Source organism: Halobacillus salinus (assembly GCF_004684905.1).
In the GTDB taxonomy this organism is placed as follows: domain Bacteria; phylum Bacillota; class Bacilli; order Bacillales; family Halobacillaceae; genus Halobacillus; species Halobacillus salinus.
In genome coordinates, this window is the sequence record NZ_SRJC01000001.1 from 715,903 (window position 1) to 730,557 (window position 14,655).

Consider the following 14,655-nt stretch of genomic DNA (forward strand, 5'->3'; position numbering starts at 1 on the left):
GGAGACCTTATCATGGCAGAACGTAAACGCTTAGGAGATATTTTAAAAGAAGCGGACCTTGTTTCAGAGGAGCAGATTACGGAAACGCTGAACGTGAAAAAAACGGATCAAAAGCTCGGGGATGCCCTGCTAGAACGAGGTTTGATCACCGAGCAGCAGCTTATTGAGGTGCTTGAGTTCCAACTGGGTTTTCCTCACGTATCTCTCTATCGCTACCCGGTAGACACGGCTTTACTTAGTATCGTTTCCAAAGATTTCGCAATGCGAAATATAGTCATGCCTTTAAAAAGGGAAGGAAACGAACTGACGCTTGCGATGAATGACCCAATGGATTATTACACCATTGATGACCTCCAAATTGCGACAGGTTTTCAAATTGCTCCTGTTATTGCGACGAAAGACGAAATTATTCAGGCTGTTAATAAATATTACAACTTGAAAGAGTCTGAAGAGGCGGCACCTGAAATAGATGATGGGGACCAGGCTCCTGCTATCAAGTTGATGAATCAAATCTTACAAACCGGTGTACAAATGAAGGCAAGTGACATCCATATCGACCCGCAGGAAAGCAAAGTATTGGTACGATACCGAGTAGACGGGTTGCTTCGAACAGAACGGACCGTTACAAAAAGCATGCAGAGCTCTTTGATTGCCCGTGTGAAAATCATGGCGAACTTGAATATTACAGAGACCCGTTTACCTCAAGATGGAAGAATAAAAGCGAATGTCAATTCCGTTCCGGTCGATTTGCGAATATCGACATTGCCGACCGTGTACGGTGAAAAAATTGTCATTAGGATTCTCGATCTTGGAAGTGTGCTGAACCGGTTATCCGAACTTGGATTCAACAAGGTGAATTATCAACGCTATATGAAGATGATTGAACAACCTTCTGGCATGGTTTTAATTACCGGACCGACCGGATCAGGGAAATCATCCACGTTATATGCATCTTTGAACCACTTGAATACGGATGACAAAAATATCATTACGATTGAGGATCCCGTAGAATATCAGATTGAAGGGATCAACCAAGTGCAAGTGAATCAGAAGACAGGATTAACGTTTACAACGGGACTCCGGTCTGTGCTGCGCCAAGACCCTGATATAGTGATGGTCGGAGAAATCCGGGATTCTGAAACGGCAGAAATCGCCGTCCGTGCATCCTTGACCGGCCACTTGGTCTTCTCGACTTTGCATACGAATGGTGCTGTTGCAACAATCCCAAGATTGATTGATATGGACGTTGAACCTTATCTGGTCGTGTCCAGTTTGGCTGGCATCGTCGCTCAACGATTAGTGAGAAGAATTTGCCGGGATTGTAAAGTGAAGAAAGAACCCACAGAGATGGAAAGAGAACAGTTTGAGAAGCGTGGTCTTTCGATTAACGAGGTGTATTACGGCAAAGGATGCGGAAATTGCCAAAATACTGGATATCGAGGACGTCTGGCTATTCAAGAAGTGCTAGTCATGGATGATGAGATCCGCAAGATGATGATGAACAATTCATCCATTTCAGAGATTCGTCAGTATGTATGGCGAAACGGGATGATTTTTCTAGTGGATGATGGACTGCTTAAAGTGAAAAAAGGGTTAACAACGGTGGAAGAAGTGATGCGCGTAGCGTTAGATGATTAGGAGGATTGTGATGAAGGAACGTCTGGATCATTTATTGAAAGCAGCATTCAAATTAGAAGCATCAGACATTCATATAACCGTAGGAGTACCGCCTATTTTCAGGTTGTATGGAGAATTGAAACAGTACGGGAAAGATGTGATCAAGCCACAGGACACAGAAGAGATGGCCAAAGCTATCGTACCGGAAGCATTATGGAAACAGTTGAAAGAAGAAGGAGAGCTCGACTTTTCTTATGGAATTCCTGGGGTGTCGAGGTTCCGTGTGAACGCCTATCACCAGCGGAACTGTATCTCGCTTGCAGTGCGGGTGGTTCCGACCGAGATACCAACATTGGAATCGTTACATATGCCGGATGTACTGTCTAAGATTGCTGAGACCGAGCAAGGGTTGGTGCTCGTAACGGGACCGACTGGAAGCGGAAAGAGTACGACGCTTGCCTCGATGATCGATTATATGAACCGACATATGAGAAGGCACATTATTACTCTAGAAGATCCGATCGAATACTTACACTCTCATCAGTATTGCATTATTGACCAGAGAGAGGTCGGGTTCGATACGCAAAACTTCCAGAATGGATTAAGGTCCTGTTTGCGGCAAGACCCAGATGTCATCTTAGTCGGGGAAATGCGAGACCTTGAAACAATTTCGACCGCTATCACTGCAGCAGAGACAGGGCACTTGGTACTAGGGACACTGCATACAACCGGTGCTGCTCAGACAATTGACAGGATTATTGATGTCTTCCCGCCAGAGCAGCAACCGCAAGTGCGAATCCAGCTTGCGAGCGTACTGCAGTCGATTATCTCCCAGCGACTTTTCCAAACGAAAGACAGAGACGGAAGAAGAGCTGCGACCGAAATCTTGAGAAATACGTCTGCGGTGAAGAACCTGATCCGGAATGAAAAGATCCATCAAATTCAAAATGTTATTCAAACCGCTAAGTCTGAAGGGATGCACACCCTTGAAATGTCTGTCAAAACGTTGCTGGAAGAAGACATTATTACAGAGGAAGCAGCTGCTCCTTACCTTCAAGGACGAGGAGTCTAATGGCTTATTTCAAATATAAAGGCAGAGACCGCAGGGGACGTCTCAAAGAAGGTCGAGTAAAGGCGGATAACCAACGGGAAGCGAACATGCTATTGCAAGAACAGGGCGTTACGGTTTCCCAAGTACAACAAATGGAAGGAATCCTTTACAAAGAAATCCAATTCGGTCGTCCTGTTAAAAACCGGGATTTCGTGATTTATTTACGCCAGTTCTCTACCTTGATTGACGCTGGGATCTCCATCATTCAAGCTACCTACATCCTTCAGGAACAAACGGACAGTAGAGGCTTGAAGCATACTTTGGCGGACGTGGCAGACGACTTGGAGGCAGGGCGTTCTTTCTCGGAAGCTGCCGCTAAACACCGCAAAGTTTTCCCGCTTATGTTCATCAATATGATGAGAGCAGGTGAAGTTGGCGGTAATTTGGACGAGATTTTAGACCGGATGGCGACTTACTACGAGAAGCAGTACGAACTCCGGCAAAAAATCATGTCGGCACTATCCTATCCGATTGTTGTCGGTATGATTGCATTCAGTATCGTTATTTTCATGCTCAGCTTCGTTGTACCACGGTTTGCGGACATGTTTCGGTCATTCGATAGCGAAATACCACCATTTACAAACTTCATTTTAGGGCTGGGTGGTTTCTTTGGCGCTTTTTGGTGGTTGTTCGTTTTCTTCCCTGTCCTTTTATTTGTTTTATACAAGTACGGGCTTAACAACCAAACGTTTGCCTATTATGTAGATTACACGAAGATGCGTGTGCCCTACTTCGGAAAGCTGGTCCAAAAAGCAGCGCTCGCTAGAATGACGCGAACGCTTAGCTCCTTATTCAATAGCTCAGTTCCTGTGTTAGAGTCCGTGCAAATAACCGAGCGAGTAGTCGAAAACAAAGTGATCGAACGGCAGCTTCAACAGGCAAGAGAAGCACTAGAAAGCGGTGAGTCTATGGCGAAGCCGATGATGGACCACTGGGCGTTTCCTAGTCTTGTAACCCAAATGATCAGCGTCGGCGAGAAGACAGGCGCGCTCGATCAGATGTTGAATAAAGCAGCAGACTTCTATGAGAAAGACATCGACCACGCAACAGATCGGATCAAAACGTTGATCGAACCGGTCATGATCGTTATCTTGGCGATGATTGTCGGCTCAATTGTACTTGCGATTGCAGTGCCGATGTTCTCTATCTTTGAAAATATTCAATAGTAAAAATTGGCACATAATTAGCAATATTTTACTAGCGTATGAAAGTATCCTATAGTATTATGTGAATAGAACTTATGTATTAGTTTCTGGACGTGATGATCAGTCGTTTGTATGTGGGCACTTGAATGGCTGTTAGCGAGTAGTGCAACCGGCCGGAGAACGCATGCTTTCAGGCGTTCTCTGGCCTTTTTTATAAAAAAGAAAAGGGGAGAAGGAAATGAAGGCTTGGTTGAAGAAACGATTCAAAAATGAAGAAGGTTTCACGTTGGTGGAATTGTTGGCTGTTATTGTGATCTTGGGGATTATTGCGGCGATTGCGGTGCCTAGTATTGGTAATGTGATTGAGAACTCTAAGAAGGATGCAACGGTTGCGAATGCTGAACAAATGATAGAGGCATCTAGGTTATTAGTAACATCCGAAAGTCCCAACTTTACAGATGGTAGTTTGACTATCCCACTTAAAAAAGCAACTGCAACGACTGATGGATATGGTTTAATAGACAATGGTTATATAAATTCCTTTGAAGACACTACTGGAGCTGATTACGATACTGCAAGTAAAGTTGTAGTAACTAAAAGTGCTGACGGTGCCCTTTCATATGCTGTGTATTTAAAGGGAACTGAATATGAAATCGAGGGTGAAGATGAAGGTTCTACTGTTTCTGAAAGTGAGATTGTTAGAAAAAAAGTTAAAGGTTCAGACAATTAAGCTTCTTAAATTCCTTTGAAAATCCCTCTTCACGAGGGGTTTTCTTGTGTAAATTTAATAGAATAGGAGACAGTTCTTATGACATTATTCCTCACTCTATATTTCTTCCTACTCGGCACCATCCTCGGCTCCTTCTACAACGTCGTCGGCCTTCGCCTTCCGAATGGCGGACTCATGCACGAAAACCGCTCCTACTGCCCGAACTGCAAGAAAACATTAGCATGGTACGAGCTCATTCCCATCCTGTCCTATATCCTTCAAAAAGGACGCTGTCGTGGTTGCAGGGAAAGCATTTCACCGATTTATCCTGCGATGGAGGCCATTACAGGTGTGATCTTCGCACTATGTTTCTATCAATTTGGTCTAGGACCTCAGCTGATTTTGGCCCTTCTATTGATGTCGATGTTTCATATTATCATGGTGTCCGACCTTCGTTACATGGTCATTCCAGATCACCTGCTTCTGTTCTTCTTCGGTTTATTTATTGTATACCGCATCCTTTATCCCCTGGACCCATGGTGGTCTTCGTTGATAGGGGGGCTTGGCGGTTTAACTGTAACAGCAGTCATTATACTAGTCAGTCGTGGAGGGATGGGTGGCGGTGATATGAAACTGTTCGGACTTCTGGGATTCGTGCTCGGATGGAAGTTGTTGTTGGTTACGTTCTTTCTTTCAACGCTTATCGGAGCGGTGGTGAGCGGCGGGCTTCTAGCGGCTGGCATCATCCAGCGTAAGAAGCCGATTCCGTTTGGGCCTTTTATCGTAGTTGGTGCGAGTTTTGCATTTTTTTCTGATAGAATAATAATAGATTGGTACTTACAAACTTTCTTCTAATGCGGAGGGCTTCTAGTGTTTGGTTGGAAAAAGGATAAACGTGTACATATTGTAATCAAAGACCATACCATCCGGTACGTGGTAGCGGCTGCTCATAATCCTTCAAGAATTGAAGCGTATGGGGAGGAGTTTCTGCAAGGAGATATACTTCAGGACGGTGTGATCCAAAACCTTAGACGTTTTGAGATGGTGCTAGAGGATATTGTTGCGAAGCATCAATTGAAGAACGCTCCGCTTTATTTCTGTGTTCCCGACTCTTCAGTTATTTTGAGACACCTATCTGTACCTAGTGAGGTAGAGGATGAGGCAATCAAAGGGTATTTGTATCAGCAGCTGGGAGAAAGTCTCCATCTACCGTTCGATCAACCGGTATTTGATTTTGTCAAAATGTCGGACGATAAAAGGGAAAAGGAGATCTTCCTCGTTGCTTACCCGCAAGATAAAATCGAACAAATGGAAGAGAGTTTGACGGTGGCGAACTTGAAGCCGAAAGCAGCGGACTTGTCGTCTCTCTCTGTGTATCGCGTGTATGAACAGCTTTCGTTCACCACGGAGGGAGAACACCTATTGATTGTAGAGTGGAATATTGATGGTATCTCTGTAACGGCTTTTCACGAGGGAGTCCCTCAGTTCTCGAGGCAGATGAAGACGACACTCGACAAGAAGGAATGGAAAATGTTCACCTCTGACGGAGAAGGACACCTTCACTGGACAGGAGATATACAAGATTTAGAAGGATTCGTAACGGATCAGATAGGCGAAATCAGCCGTATATTGGATTTCTATCAATTTTCGGTTATGAAAGGAAACGCTGCTATTACGAGGATTGTGCTGGCAGGTGACTGGGCTTACGGTAGAACGCTCCATGATCAGCTGGCGGAAAGAGTAAGGGTTCCGGTCGATACGATATCGCTTGAGTTATTGGATCTCTCGCTTCCGGACCGTTATACGGATGCCGTAGGATTAATATATAAAACGTAAGGACGTTTGTTGCAGGAGTGATGGTTGTGGTCATCGATATAAATCTACTCGAAGAAAAAGAACAACCGAATCGTCTCCCCTTGCTCATCATTGGAGCAGGGGTATTCGTTCTATGTTTAATCATAGCTCTATTCTTCTGGCAGCATCAGGCACTTGAAGAGGAGCAGAAGCTTTTAAGCGAAGAAGTGGGAGCTTTAAAAACCGAACAAACAGCTTATCAAACTATAGATCAAAATGAAGAACAAGCTCAGCGTCAACAACTTAAGGAGGCGACGCAACAATTGCAAGCAACCGTATTCCCAACGGTTGCACTGGTGGAGAATTTAATTGCTTTACTCCCTGAGCGAGGGTATTTTCAATCCTATACATATGATGATAGTGGTTTCATTGATATCGAGGTAAGATTTGACTCCCTACAAGAAGTAGCTGCTTACACGAACGCGTTGTCAGAGAGAAATTATGCTACCGGTGTGGAGATGGGCAGTGTCTTGACGGAACAAACTGACGAAAGCTTGAATCAATTTGAGTATCGTCCAAGATATATTGCGAATTACACGGTCACGATCGATAAACAGCTGTTTCGAGAGGGGGTGGCTGATGGTGCGGATCGAATGGAACCGTAGTCAACTGTATGTCCTGATTGCGACGCTTTTTGTTGTGGTGGTAAGTACGTTTATCTTCTATCAATTTCTCATTAAGCCCGATCAGAAGGAAATCGACCAACTGCAAGGAACCCTACAAACAGAAGAGCGGTTGTTAGAAACGTTGAAAGATCAACAAGCAGACAAAGCCGAAACGATTTCCGTTACAACTTCACGAGAATTGCAAAGTCAGCTACCTGTGAAGAAATCGTCTGATCAAATGTTACTCGCACTTGAAAGGGCAGAATCCGTTTCGGGTAGTTTCATTGAGAGTATTTCCATCAGTTCAGGCACCGAGCCGTTTCTAGAAGACCAACCATCCCCTGAGCAAAACACGGAAGCACCAATAGACTTGGATGAACCAGATTCAATTGAAGAAGAAAGTAGAACGGAGTATCCCCTTCCAGGCGGAGTGACTCCGGTTACATTCGATTTGTCGGTAGCATCCCAAGACTTCACGGATTTGATGACCTTTTTAAATGAGGTCACCAATAGTTCAAGAGTCGTCACGATTGACTCTGTTTCTTTTAACGATGATCGTATTATAGAAGGCGAGCTTACCTATTTCTATTATTTTGTAACATTGTCGGCTTACTATTACCCGGGACTTTTCGAATTGGAAGATGAGATGCCGGAATACCACTATGATGGGCAGTCGGATAAGCAAAATCCATTTCCTTATGGTGACGGAGAAACGGACTTGAGCGCTCGAGATGAGAGCGCTGCTGCTTCGTCAGGAAGCGAAGACTATGAAGAACACGTCGTTCAAGAAGATGAGACCTTCTATCAAATCATCTATGACTTCTATGGAACTTATAATGAGGAACTCGCAGAAGGGGTTCGGAGTGCGAATAAGCGCGAATCTAACACAGTTTTTGAAGGGGAAACGTTGCTCTTGCCACTATAAAAAACTTGTCGAAGAGGTCGTGACAAATTTCATCGTTCTTTTCAATATCGCTGTGATAGGGTTAGGACAAACCTGGCGGGAGTGATAAGAATGGATTCCAAAAACAAGATCTCTATATCTTTCAGAGACAAAGCAAAGAATGAGGACCCCTTCAAGCGCGGGAAAGAGGAACAAGCGGCATCAGCTGAACCAGAATCAGAAAATGACTGGGACAGACCCAAAAAGCCGAAAGTGTACACTCTTCCTATAAAAAAGAAAGCGAGAGGTCGTTCTCCGATCAAGTCGATTATGATTTCGAGTATCACAGCTTTATTGATTAGTTTCGGTTTGGGGTTTATGCTGCTCCGCATGTTTGTCTCCTTAACCGATGAGACAGCAGAAGGACAAGGGCAATCTGCAGTACCCGCCACAGAACAGACTCAAGGGTCTGAGGCCGTTACGGTAGGGACATCCTCTTTGGAAGGATATGTCGTTCAAGCAGGCGTGTTCTCGACGGAGGACAAGGCGAATGAGTGGAAGATGAAGTTGACGGCTTCCTCTGTGTCATCGATCATCTGGCAACGGGACGGTCAGTATTACTTGTTTGTCGGGAGCGCATCAACGGAATCCGGCGCAGAACAAATCGCGGCGGATCTCGATACGAGAGATATAGAAACGTATGTGAAACCTTGGACCATTCTAACAGAAGAGACCTCACTTAAAGGAGCAGAAGCGGAGATAGCAGGCGAGATGGGGGAATATATCCAACAGCACTCCCTTGATCAGTTGAGTGAAGAAAGAAAACAGGAGTATATTGCGACATTACAGAAAGAAGATCCGGAATCTCCCTTCCTTTCTGCTTTCCAAAGTTGGGAAACGTCAGACCGGCAAAGTATGAATTGGCTGTTTACAGCAAAAGCAATGGAAGAAACTACGAAATAACCTTTTTTAAAGAGATGCGAATGAGAAAAGACCTGAAACAGGGGTCTTTTTTTGTTTTTTCTCCAGTGTGGTAAGATGGAAAAAACATTTTTAGTGAATCAATATTTTGTAAAGAATCCTGTAAACTTAAGATTACTCACATAGAAAGGATGTTCCGTGATGCCTGTACTTGTGCTTGGATCCAACTCACCTAGGAGGAAGGAACTGTTAACTAAGGCTGGTTACGAATTCGGTATCCGTGCTTCTGATGTAGACGAATCGTTACCAGAGGGGATATCCCCTGAAGACGCGGTGCTGATGCTCTCAAAAAGAAAAAGTGAAGCCATCTCTTTAAATGAAGAGGAAGTTCTGCTCACTTCGGACACTGTGGTAGCAAAGGGGCAGGAAATACTAGGTAAACCCTCTAGTTTTGAGGAGGCTAGAGACTATCTCCATTCGCTGAGTGGCAAGCAACATGACGTTTGGACTGCTGTTACTCTCCGGGATGCTCATACAGCGAAGAGTTTTGCCGTTCGGACCAGAGTGACATTTTTCTCGCTAGAAGAAAAGGAAATAATCCGCTATATCGAAAGTGGAGAAGCCTGGGACAAGGCAGGGGGATATGGAATCCAAGGAAAAGGTGCTATCTTCGTCGATGAGATCCAAGGGGATTATTATAGCGTTGTCGGATTACCGCTTTCCAGAGTTGTGCGAGCATTGCGGGATTTTGATGTGTATCCATCCTGAACTATGTGAGTAATTTCAGTTGAAAGGATGCGTGCATATTGACAGACACAACCGTCATGATGAAAGATGTTCCAAAAGAAGAGCGACCTCGTGAAAGGCTCCTTGAAATCGGCCCTTCTCACCTTTCTAATCAAGAGCTGCTTGCAATCTTGATCGGTAGCGGGACGAGACAGGAATCTGTCACCGATCTTGCCCAGCGCGTATTGATCCATTTTGAAGGACTGTTGCTGTTAAAGGGAGCAACGATCGAAGAGCTCACCTCGATACGCGGAATCGGGGCTGCCAAAGCGGTTCAGATTCTTGCTGCCATCGAGATGGGGAGAAGGATGCAGCAGATGAAGCCGGTAGAGCGCTATATGATCAGAAGCCCGGAAGATGGGGCTGATTTCGTCATGGAGGAGATGCGTGATTTGAAGCAAGAACATTTCATCTGTCTATTCCTCAACACGAAGAATCAAGTTCTTCACCGCCAGACTGTTTTCATCGGTAGTTTAAATGCCTCTATTGTTCATCCTCGTGAAGTGTTCAAAGAAGCTGTGAAACGTTCAGCCGCTTCGATCATCTGTGCTCACAACCATCCCTCCGGTGACCCGAGTCCCTCCCAAGAAGATATCCAAGTCACAAGACGACTCCAGGAATGCGGGAAAATGATAGGGATAGAAGTGTTAGACCATCTCGTGATAGGGGATAGGAAGTTCGTCTCTTTGAAAGAAAAGGGATACTTGTAAAGGATGGGTGAACTTCCTCCTAGGGTAGAAACCGTGTCGCAGTAGTCTTATATTCCTGAAATGCAACCTCGTACAAAAAAACTAGAGACTTGCTTGCCGTAACACTATCTATTTTTCGCGTTTTTTCGTATAATTAAATAAATGGAAATCGAGCGCCATATATAGAATTCTATACATGGCGCTTCTTCTAGTCCAAATTGTATTGTTAGGTTCGACCCGAGTGATTATAAGCGGGCCATTAGAAAGGAAGATTTTATTGGGTCTATTTGGATTTTCCCAAGATTTAGGAATTGATCTTGGAACAGCGAATACATTAGTGTTTTTAAAAAATAAAGGGGTCATTGTAAGAGAACCCTCTGTTGTAGCGAAGAATACTCAGACGAACGAAATAGAGGCAGTCGGTAACGATGCAAGAAACATGATCGGCCGTACCCCTGGTTACATATCTGTTATCCGTCCTATGAAAGACGGGGTAATCGCGGATTACGATACCACTGCTCAGATGATGAAGTATTACATTAAGAAAGCCTTGAAGAATCGTTCTTCATTCGCAAGTAAGCCGAATGTCATGGTATGTGTCCCATCTGGTATTACGATGGTGGAAGAACGTGCTGTACTCGATGCAACAAAACAAGCTGGAGCAAAAGAAGCTTATCCGATTGCTGAACCGTTTGCTGCAGCTATCGGTGCCGGACTTCCTGTATGGGAACCGACGGGGAGCATGGTGGTTGATATTGGTGGTGGTACAACAGAAGTTGCCATCATTTCACTTGGTGGAATCGTTACAAGTCAATCGATCCGCGTTGCAGGAGACGAAATGGATGATGCGATCATCCAACATGTACGCAAGCGTTACAATTTAATGATTGGGGAACGCACTGCAGAAGAAATTAAGATGGAGCTCGGTGGTGCAGGAGAAGTGAATGTCGGTGAAGAAATGGATATCAGAGGACGAGATCTACTATCTGGACTGCCTAAGACAATTACTATCCAATCAGAAGAAATCATCGGAGCGCTTAAAGATACGGTAGATACGATTATGGACACCGTCAAGAATACGTTGGAGAAGACGCCTCCAGAGTTGTCTGCAGATATCATGGAGCGTGGAATTGTTCTCACGGGCGGAGGCGCCTTACTTAAAAACCTAGACACAGTCATCAGCGAAGAAACAAACATGCCGGTATTTATAGCCGATGAGCCACTTGATTGCGTGGCGATCGGAACAGGGAAATCATTAGAATACATTCAACACTTCCGTTCACAGCCGAATGTGGCTTCTCGAGCGAAAATGGATTAAGGTTGATCGGCAATGCCTTCTTTATTTCGCAGAAAACGGCTGATGGTTGTCTTAATAGGATTTATCGTGCTAGTTGCTTTGATTGGTTATTCGATTCGGGATCGGGATGCGCTCAGTACACCTGAGAAATTCTTACAGGACACGGTCGGCTGGATGCAGACGATTTTTCAAAAGCCTGTAAGTTTTGTAGATACGACGGTGGAGAACGTACAAGATATGTTCGCTGTCTACGAACAGAATAAGGTGTTGAAAGCGCGCTTGTCCGAATACAAAGGAGTAATCGAAGGCAACCAGCGCTTGAAGAGTGAAAATCAGGAACTAAGAGAGACACTGGATAAGAGTGATGCTTTGAGCGATTATTCACCTATCCAAGCGACGGTGATTGCTAGAAGTTCTGACAGATGGTTCAAACAGATGACCATCAATAAAGGAGAAGAGCAAGGCGTCGAGAAAGATATGGCAGTCATGACGAGTGATGGTCTGATCGGGAAGGTGAAATCCGCAGGAGCTTTCCATTCGACAGTTCAGTTACTGAGTGGATTTGACCGCTCGAATAAAATCTCTTCTTGGATTGTCCGGGAAGACCAAGATGAGGCGTTCGGTTTAATCGAAGGATATGATGATGAGTCTGGACGTCTCCTTCTAGAAGGAATCAAGCTTGATGAAGTAGTCGAAAAAGGAGATACCGTAATTTCGTCAGGACTTGGTGGTGTATTCCCGAGTGATTTACGGATCGGAACGGTCGAAGAGGTCGTCAACGATCAGTTTGGTTTGACCAAAACTGCTTACGTAGAACCGTTTGCGGACTTGTTTGACATTAACCACGTCATCGTCGTTGACCGAGCAGCGGAGTCGATTGACAATGCTCCGGTAACGGAGGGCGAAGAGTAATGAAACGGTATGTCATCGCACTTTTTTGTCTATTTCTTTTGGTCATGCAGGGTATGGCGATGGGCTGGCTTCCTTCCAGCCTAGTATATTCAAATGTATTGATTACGCCGCACTGGGTATTAGTTTTTATCTTTTTGATGGCGATCTTTTACGATCGTGACAATACGTATGTAGCGGTTTGGTTCGGACTTGTCTTCGGTTTGCTAACAGATGTCGTGTACACGGGAGTTTTAGGTGTATATATGGTGAGTTATGCACTGGTAGCCTATATTATACATGGAATGAACCGATGGCTTCACAGCACGTTCTTTGGTGCTTCTGTACTCACGATCGTTGGTGTGGCCCTGGCTGATACAAGTCTTTATATTATTTATTCGTTTGTGCAAGTCACAGACATGACGTGGGCGAATTACGCAGTATTACGGCTGTTGCCGACTCTCGCTGCTAATATGATATTCTTTATCATTCTCTATCCATTAGTGAGAGCGAGGTTGGCACGCTGGTCGGAAGAATTAACAAATTCGTAAGAGTAGGAAACGTTGAAGGTTGGGTTGGTGGCGAATATGCAAAAAATCATGATTAAAGGAACTCGTGACGGATTGACGTTAAGGCTCGACGATCAATGTGGTTTTGACGAGTTGTTACAAGAGCTAGAAGAAAAGCTTTCCATGAACGGAATCGAAGAAGACGATCCGATGGTACGAGTATCTGTGCAACTAGGGAAACGTTATGTAACGGATGAGCAGAAAGAGCAGATCTCAAAGGTGATTCGTGATAGACAGAAACTTGTCGTCGACCGGATCGATTCTGAAGTGATTACGAAGCAAGAAGCCCTGAACTGGAAGGAAAACACGGATTTGACCCCGATTGTCAGAACGATTCGGTCAGGTCAAGTCGTTCATGTCAAAGGGGACATGCTTCTCATAGGAGATGTAAACCCTGGTGGTCAGGTCTCGGCAACAGGTCATATTTTCGTACTCGGAAAGCTTCGTGGTATTGCTCATTCTGGTATGGATGGCGACGAAGGCACTGTGATTGCTGCTTCCTATATGCAACCGAGCCAACTTAGAATTTCCGATCAGGTCAGCCGCTCTCCGGATTACGATTCGGAGGGAGTCTATATGGAATGTGGATACGTAGATGAGCAAGAAGGAAAGATCCGTATGGACACATTGCAACAAGTAACTAAGAAGCGCCCGGATTTGGTGAGTTTTGAAAGGAGAATGTTAAATGGGTGAAGCGATTGTAGTGACTTCCGGAAAAGGAGGGGTCGGTAAAACAACAACGACCGCTAACCTCGGGACCGCACTGGCCCTGCAGGATAAAAAAGTATGCCTTATTGATACGGATATTGGGCTGCGTAATCTGGATGTCGTTATGGGCCTTGAGAATCGCATCATTTATGACATTGTCGATGTGGTCAAAGAACGTTGCAAGACCAAGCAGGCGCTTATTACCGACAAACGATTCGACTGTCTGCATGTCCTACCAGCTGCACAGACGTCTGATAAGTCGGAAGTGACCCCTGAAGCGATTCAAGCAATTGTAGAAGAGCTGAAGCAAGATTATGATTATGTCGTAATCGACTGCCCAGCTGGAATAGAGCAAGGGTATAAGAATGCTGTGGCGGGCGCTGATAAAGCGATCGTCGTCACGACCCCTGAAAAATCAAGTGTTCGTGATGCGGACCGGATTATCGGTTTGCTGGAACAAGAGGATATCGAATCCCCAAAGCTAGTCATTAACCGGATTCGTAATCACATGATGAAAAATGGAGACATGCTCGACGTAGATGAGATTGTATCCATTCTATCGATTGATTTATTAGGGATCATCATCGATGACGATTCTGTGCTGAAAGCGGCAAACAGTGGAGAGCCTGTTGCCATGAAGCCTGATTCGAAGGCTTCTCTCGCGTACCGGAATATCGCCCGCAGAATATTGGGCGAAGCGGTCCCGTTACAGAACCTGGACGAAGAAAAAGGTGTGTTTACGAAAGTGAAACGATTCTTTGGAATCCGCTCCTAAGGAAAAGCACTTGAGCAATAGCTCAAGTGCTTTTTTCTATATCAAAGTTCTATTGGTCATAACCCTCTGCTCTTTCCCATAGAATGATAGAAAAAGGT

General features: G+C 44.8%; 16 protein-coding genes and 1 riboswitch. All 16 genes read left to right on the plus strand.

Annotated features, from left to right (window positions below):
* Positions 1-12: 12 nt before the first annotated feature.
* The 16 genes from E4663_RS03885 (at position 13) to minD (ending at position 14,557) form a co-directional block, all read left to right on the plus strand.
* Positions 13-1,638: a GspE/PulE family protein gene (locus E4663_RS03885; RefSeq protein ID WP_135326742.1), complete on the plus strand. Its 1,626-nt coding sequence runs from the start codon at positions 13-15 to the stop codon at positions 1,636-1,638.
* A gap of 10 nt (positions 1,639-1,648) precedes the next feature.
* On the plus strand, positions 1,649-2,689 hold the full coding sequence (locus E4663_RS03890; RefSeq protein WP_079479520.1) for a type IV pilus twitching motility protein PilT: 1,041 nt from the start codon (positions 1,649-1,651) through the stop codon (positions 2,687-2,689).
* The gene (locus E4663_RS03895) at positions 2,689-3,894 is read left to right on the plus strand and encodes a type II secretion system F family protein (RefSeq protein ID WP_135326743.1); all 1,206 of its coding nucleotides are present in this window, start codon (positions 2,689-2,691) and stop codon (positions 3,892-3,894) included. The genes E4663_RS03890 and E4663_RS03895 overlap by 1 nt, the downstream gene beginning before the upstream one ends.
* Before the next feature lie 79 nt (positions 3,895-3,973).
* Positions 3,974-4,057, plus strand: a riboswitch (cyclic di-GMP riboswitch).
* 54 nt (positions 4,058-4,111) lie between these two features.
* Positions 4,112-4,603, plus strand: a complete 492-nt coding sequence (locus E4663_RS03900; RefSeq protein WP_135326744.1) for a type II secretion system protein — start codon at positions 4,112-4,114, stop codon at positions 4,601-4,603.
* 78 nt (positions 4,604-4,681) lie between these two features.
* Positions 4,682-5,437: a prepilin peptidase gene (locus E4663_RS03905; RefSeq protein ID WP_135326745.1), complete on the plus strand. Its 756-nt coding sequence runs from the start codon at positions 4,682-4,684 to the stop codon at positions 5,435-5,437.
* Between the two features lie 15 nt (positions 5,438-5,452).
* The gene (gene pilM / locus E4663_RS03910) at positions 5,453-6,418 is read left to right on the plus strand and encodes a type IV pilus biogenesis protein PilM (RefSeq protein WP_135326746.1); all 966 of its coding nucleotides are present in this window, start codon (positions 5,453-5,455) and stop codon (positions 6,416-6,418) included.
* Positions 6,419-6,444: 26 nt separating this feature from the next.
* On the plus strand, positions 6,445-7,041 hold the full coding sequence (locus E4663_RS03915) for a PilN domain-containing protein (RefSeq protein WP_135326747.1): 597 nt from the start codon (positions 6,445-6,447) through the stop codon (positions 7,039-7,041).
* Complete coding sequence (locus E4663_RS03920) at positions 7,016-7,966, plus strand: hypothetical protein (protein WP_135326748.1); 951 nt, start codon at positions 7,016-7,018, stop codon at positions 7,964-7,966. The genes E4663_RS03915 and E4663_RS03920 overlap by 26 nt, the downstream gene beginning before the upstream one ends.
* A 90-nt stretch (positions 7,967-8,056) precedes the next feature.
* Complete coding sequence (locus tag E4663_RS03925) at positions 8,057-8,887, plus strand: SPOR domain-containing protein (protein WP_135326749.1); 831 nt, start codon at positions 8,057-8,059, stop codon at positions 8,885-8,887.
* A gap of 159 nt (positions 8,888-9,046) precedes the next feature.
* Positions 9,047-9,613: a Maf family protein gene (locus E4663_RS03930; RefSeq protein WP_193554834.1), complete on the plus strand. Its 567-nt coding sequence runs from the start codon at positions 9,047-9,049 to the stop codon at positions 9,611-9,613.
* A gap of 56 nt (positions 9,614-9,669) precedes the next feature.
* On the plus strand, positions 9,670-10,341 hold the full coding sequence (gene radC, locus E4663_RS03935) for a RadC family protein (RefSeq protein WP_135327560.1): 672 nt from the start codon (positions 9,670-9,672) through the stop codon (positions 10,339-10,341).
* Between the two features lie 256 nt (positions 10,342-10,597).
* On the plus strand, positions 10,598-11,638 hold the full coding sequence (locus E4663_RS03940) for a rod shape-determining protein (protein WP_079479529.1): 1,041 nt from the start codon (positions 10,598-10,600) through the stop codon (positions 11,636-11,638).
* 12 nt (positions 11,639-11,650) lie between these two features.
* Positions 11,651-12,529 (plus strand): rod shape-determining protein MreC, encoded by an 879-nt coding sequence (gene mreC / locus E4663_RS03945; RefSeq protein ID WP_079479530.1) that lies wholly within the window; start codon positions 11,651-11,653, stop codon positions 12,527-12,529.
* A complete protein-coding gene (gene mreD / locus E4663_RS03950; protein ID WP_079479531.1) occupies positions 12,529-13,056 on the plus strand; it encodes a rod shape-determining protein MreD in 528 nt (175 codons plus the stop codon). The genes mreC and mreD overlap by 1 nt, the downstream gene beginning before the upstream one ends.
* A gap of 36 nt (positions 13,057-13,092) precedes the next feature.
* Positions 13,093-13,767, plus strand: coding sequence for a septum site-determining protein MinC (minC, locus tag E4663_RS03955; protein WP_079480872.1), 675 nt, complete (start codon positions 13,093-13,095; stop codon positions 13,765-13,767).
* On the plus strand, positions 13,760-14,557 hold the full coding sequence (minD, locus tag E4663_RS03960; RefSeq protein ID WP_079479532.1) for a septum site-determining protein MinD: 798 nt from the start codon (positions 13,760-13,762) through the stop codon (positions 14,555-14,557). The genes minC and minD overlap by 8 nt, the downstream gene beginning before the upstream one ends.
* Positions 14,558-14,655 lie beyond the last annotated feature (98 nt).

Excerpts from the sequence above, each read along its gene's own strand:
- E4663_RS03885 (WP_135326742.1), top strand. The coding sequence starts at position 13 with ATGGCAGAACGTAAACGCTTAGGAGATATTTTAAAAGAAGCGGACCTT.
- E4663_RS03890 (WP_079479520.1), top strand. The coding sequence starts at position 1,649 with ATGAAGGAACGTCTGGATCATTTATTGAAAGCAGCATTCAAATTAGAA.
- E4663_RS03895 (WP_135326743.1), top strand. The coding sequence starts at position 2,689 with ATGGCTTATTTCAAATATAAAGGCAGAGACCGCAGGGGACGTCTCAAA.
- E4663_RS03900 (WP_135326744.1), top strand. The coding sequence starts at position 4,112 with ATGAAGGCTTGGTTGAAGAAACGATTCAAAAATGAAGAAGGTTTCACG.
- E4663_RS03905 (WP_135326745.1), top strand. The coding sequence starts at position 4,682 with ATGACATTATTCCTCACTCTATATTTCTTCCTACTCGGCACCATCCTC.
- E4663_RS03920 (WP_135326748.1), top strand. The coding sequence starts at position 7,016 with ATGGTGCGGATCGAATGGAACCGTAGTCAACTGTATGTCCTGATTGCG.
- E4663_RS03925 (WP_135326749.1), top strand. The coding sequence starts at position 8,057 with ATGGATTCCAAAAACAAGATCTCTATATCTTTCAGAGACAAAGCAAAG.
- E4663_RS03930 (WP_193554834.1), top strand. The coding sequence starts at position 9,047 with ATGCCTGTACTTGTGCTTGGATCCAACTCACCTAGGAGGAAGGAACTG.
- radC (WP_135327560.1), top strand. The coding sequence starts at position 9,670 with ATGATGAAAGATGTTCCAAAAGAAGAGCGACCTCGTGAAAGGCTCCTT.
- mreC (WP_079479530.1), top strand. The coding sequence starts at position 11,651 with ATGCCTTCTTTATTTCGCAGAAAACGGCTGATGGTTGTCTTAATAGGA.
- mreD (WP_079479531.1), top strand. The coding sequence starts at position 12,529 with ATGAAACGGTATGTCATCGCACTTTTTTGTCTATTTCTTTTGGTCATG.
- minC (WP_079480872.1), top strand. The coding sequence starts at position 13,093 with ATGCAAAAAATCATGATTAAAGGAACTCGTGACGGATTGACGTTAAGG.
- minD (WP_079479532.1), top strand. The coding sequence starts at position 13,760 with ATGGGTGAAGCGATTGTAGTGACTTCCGGAAAAGGAGGGGTCGGTAAA.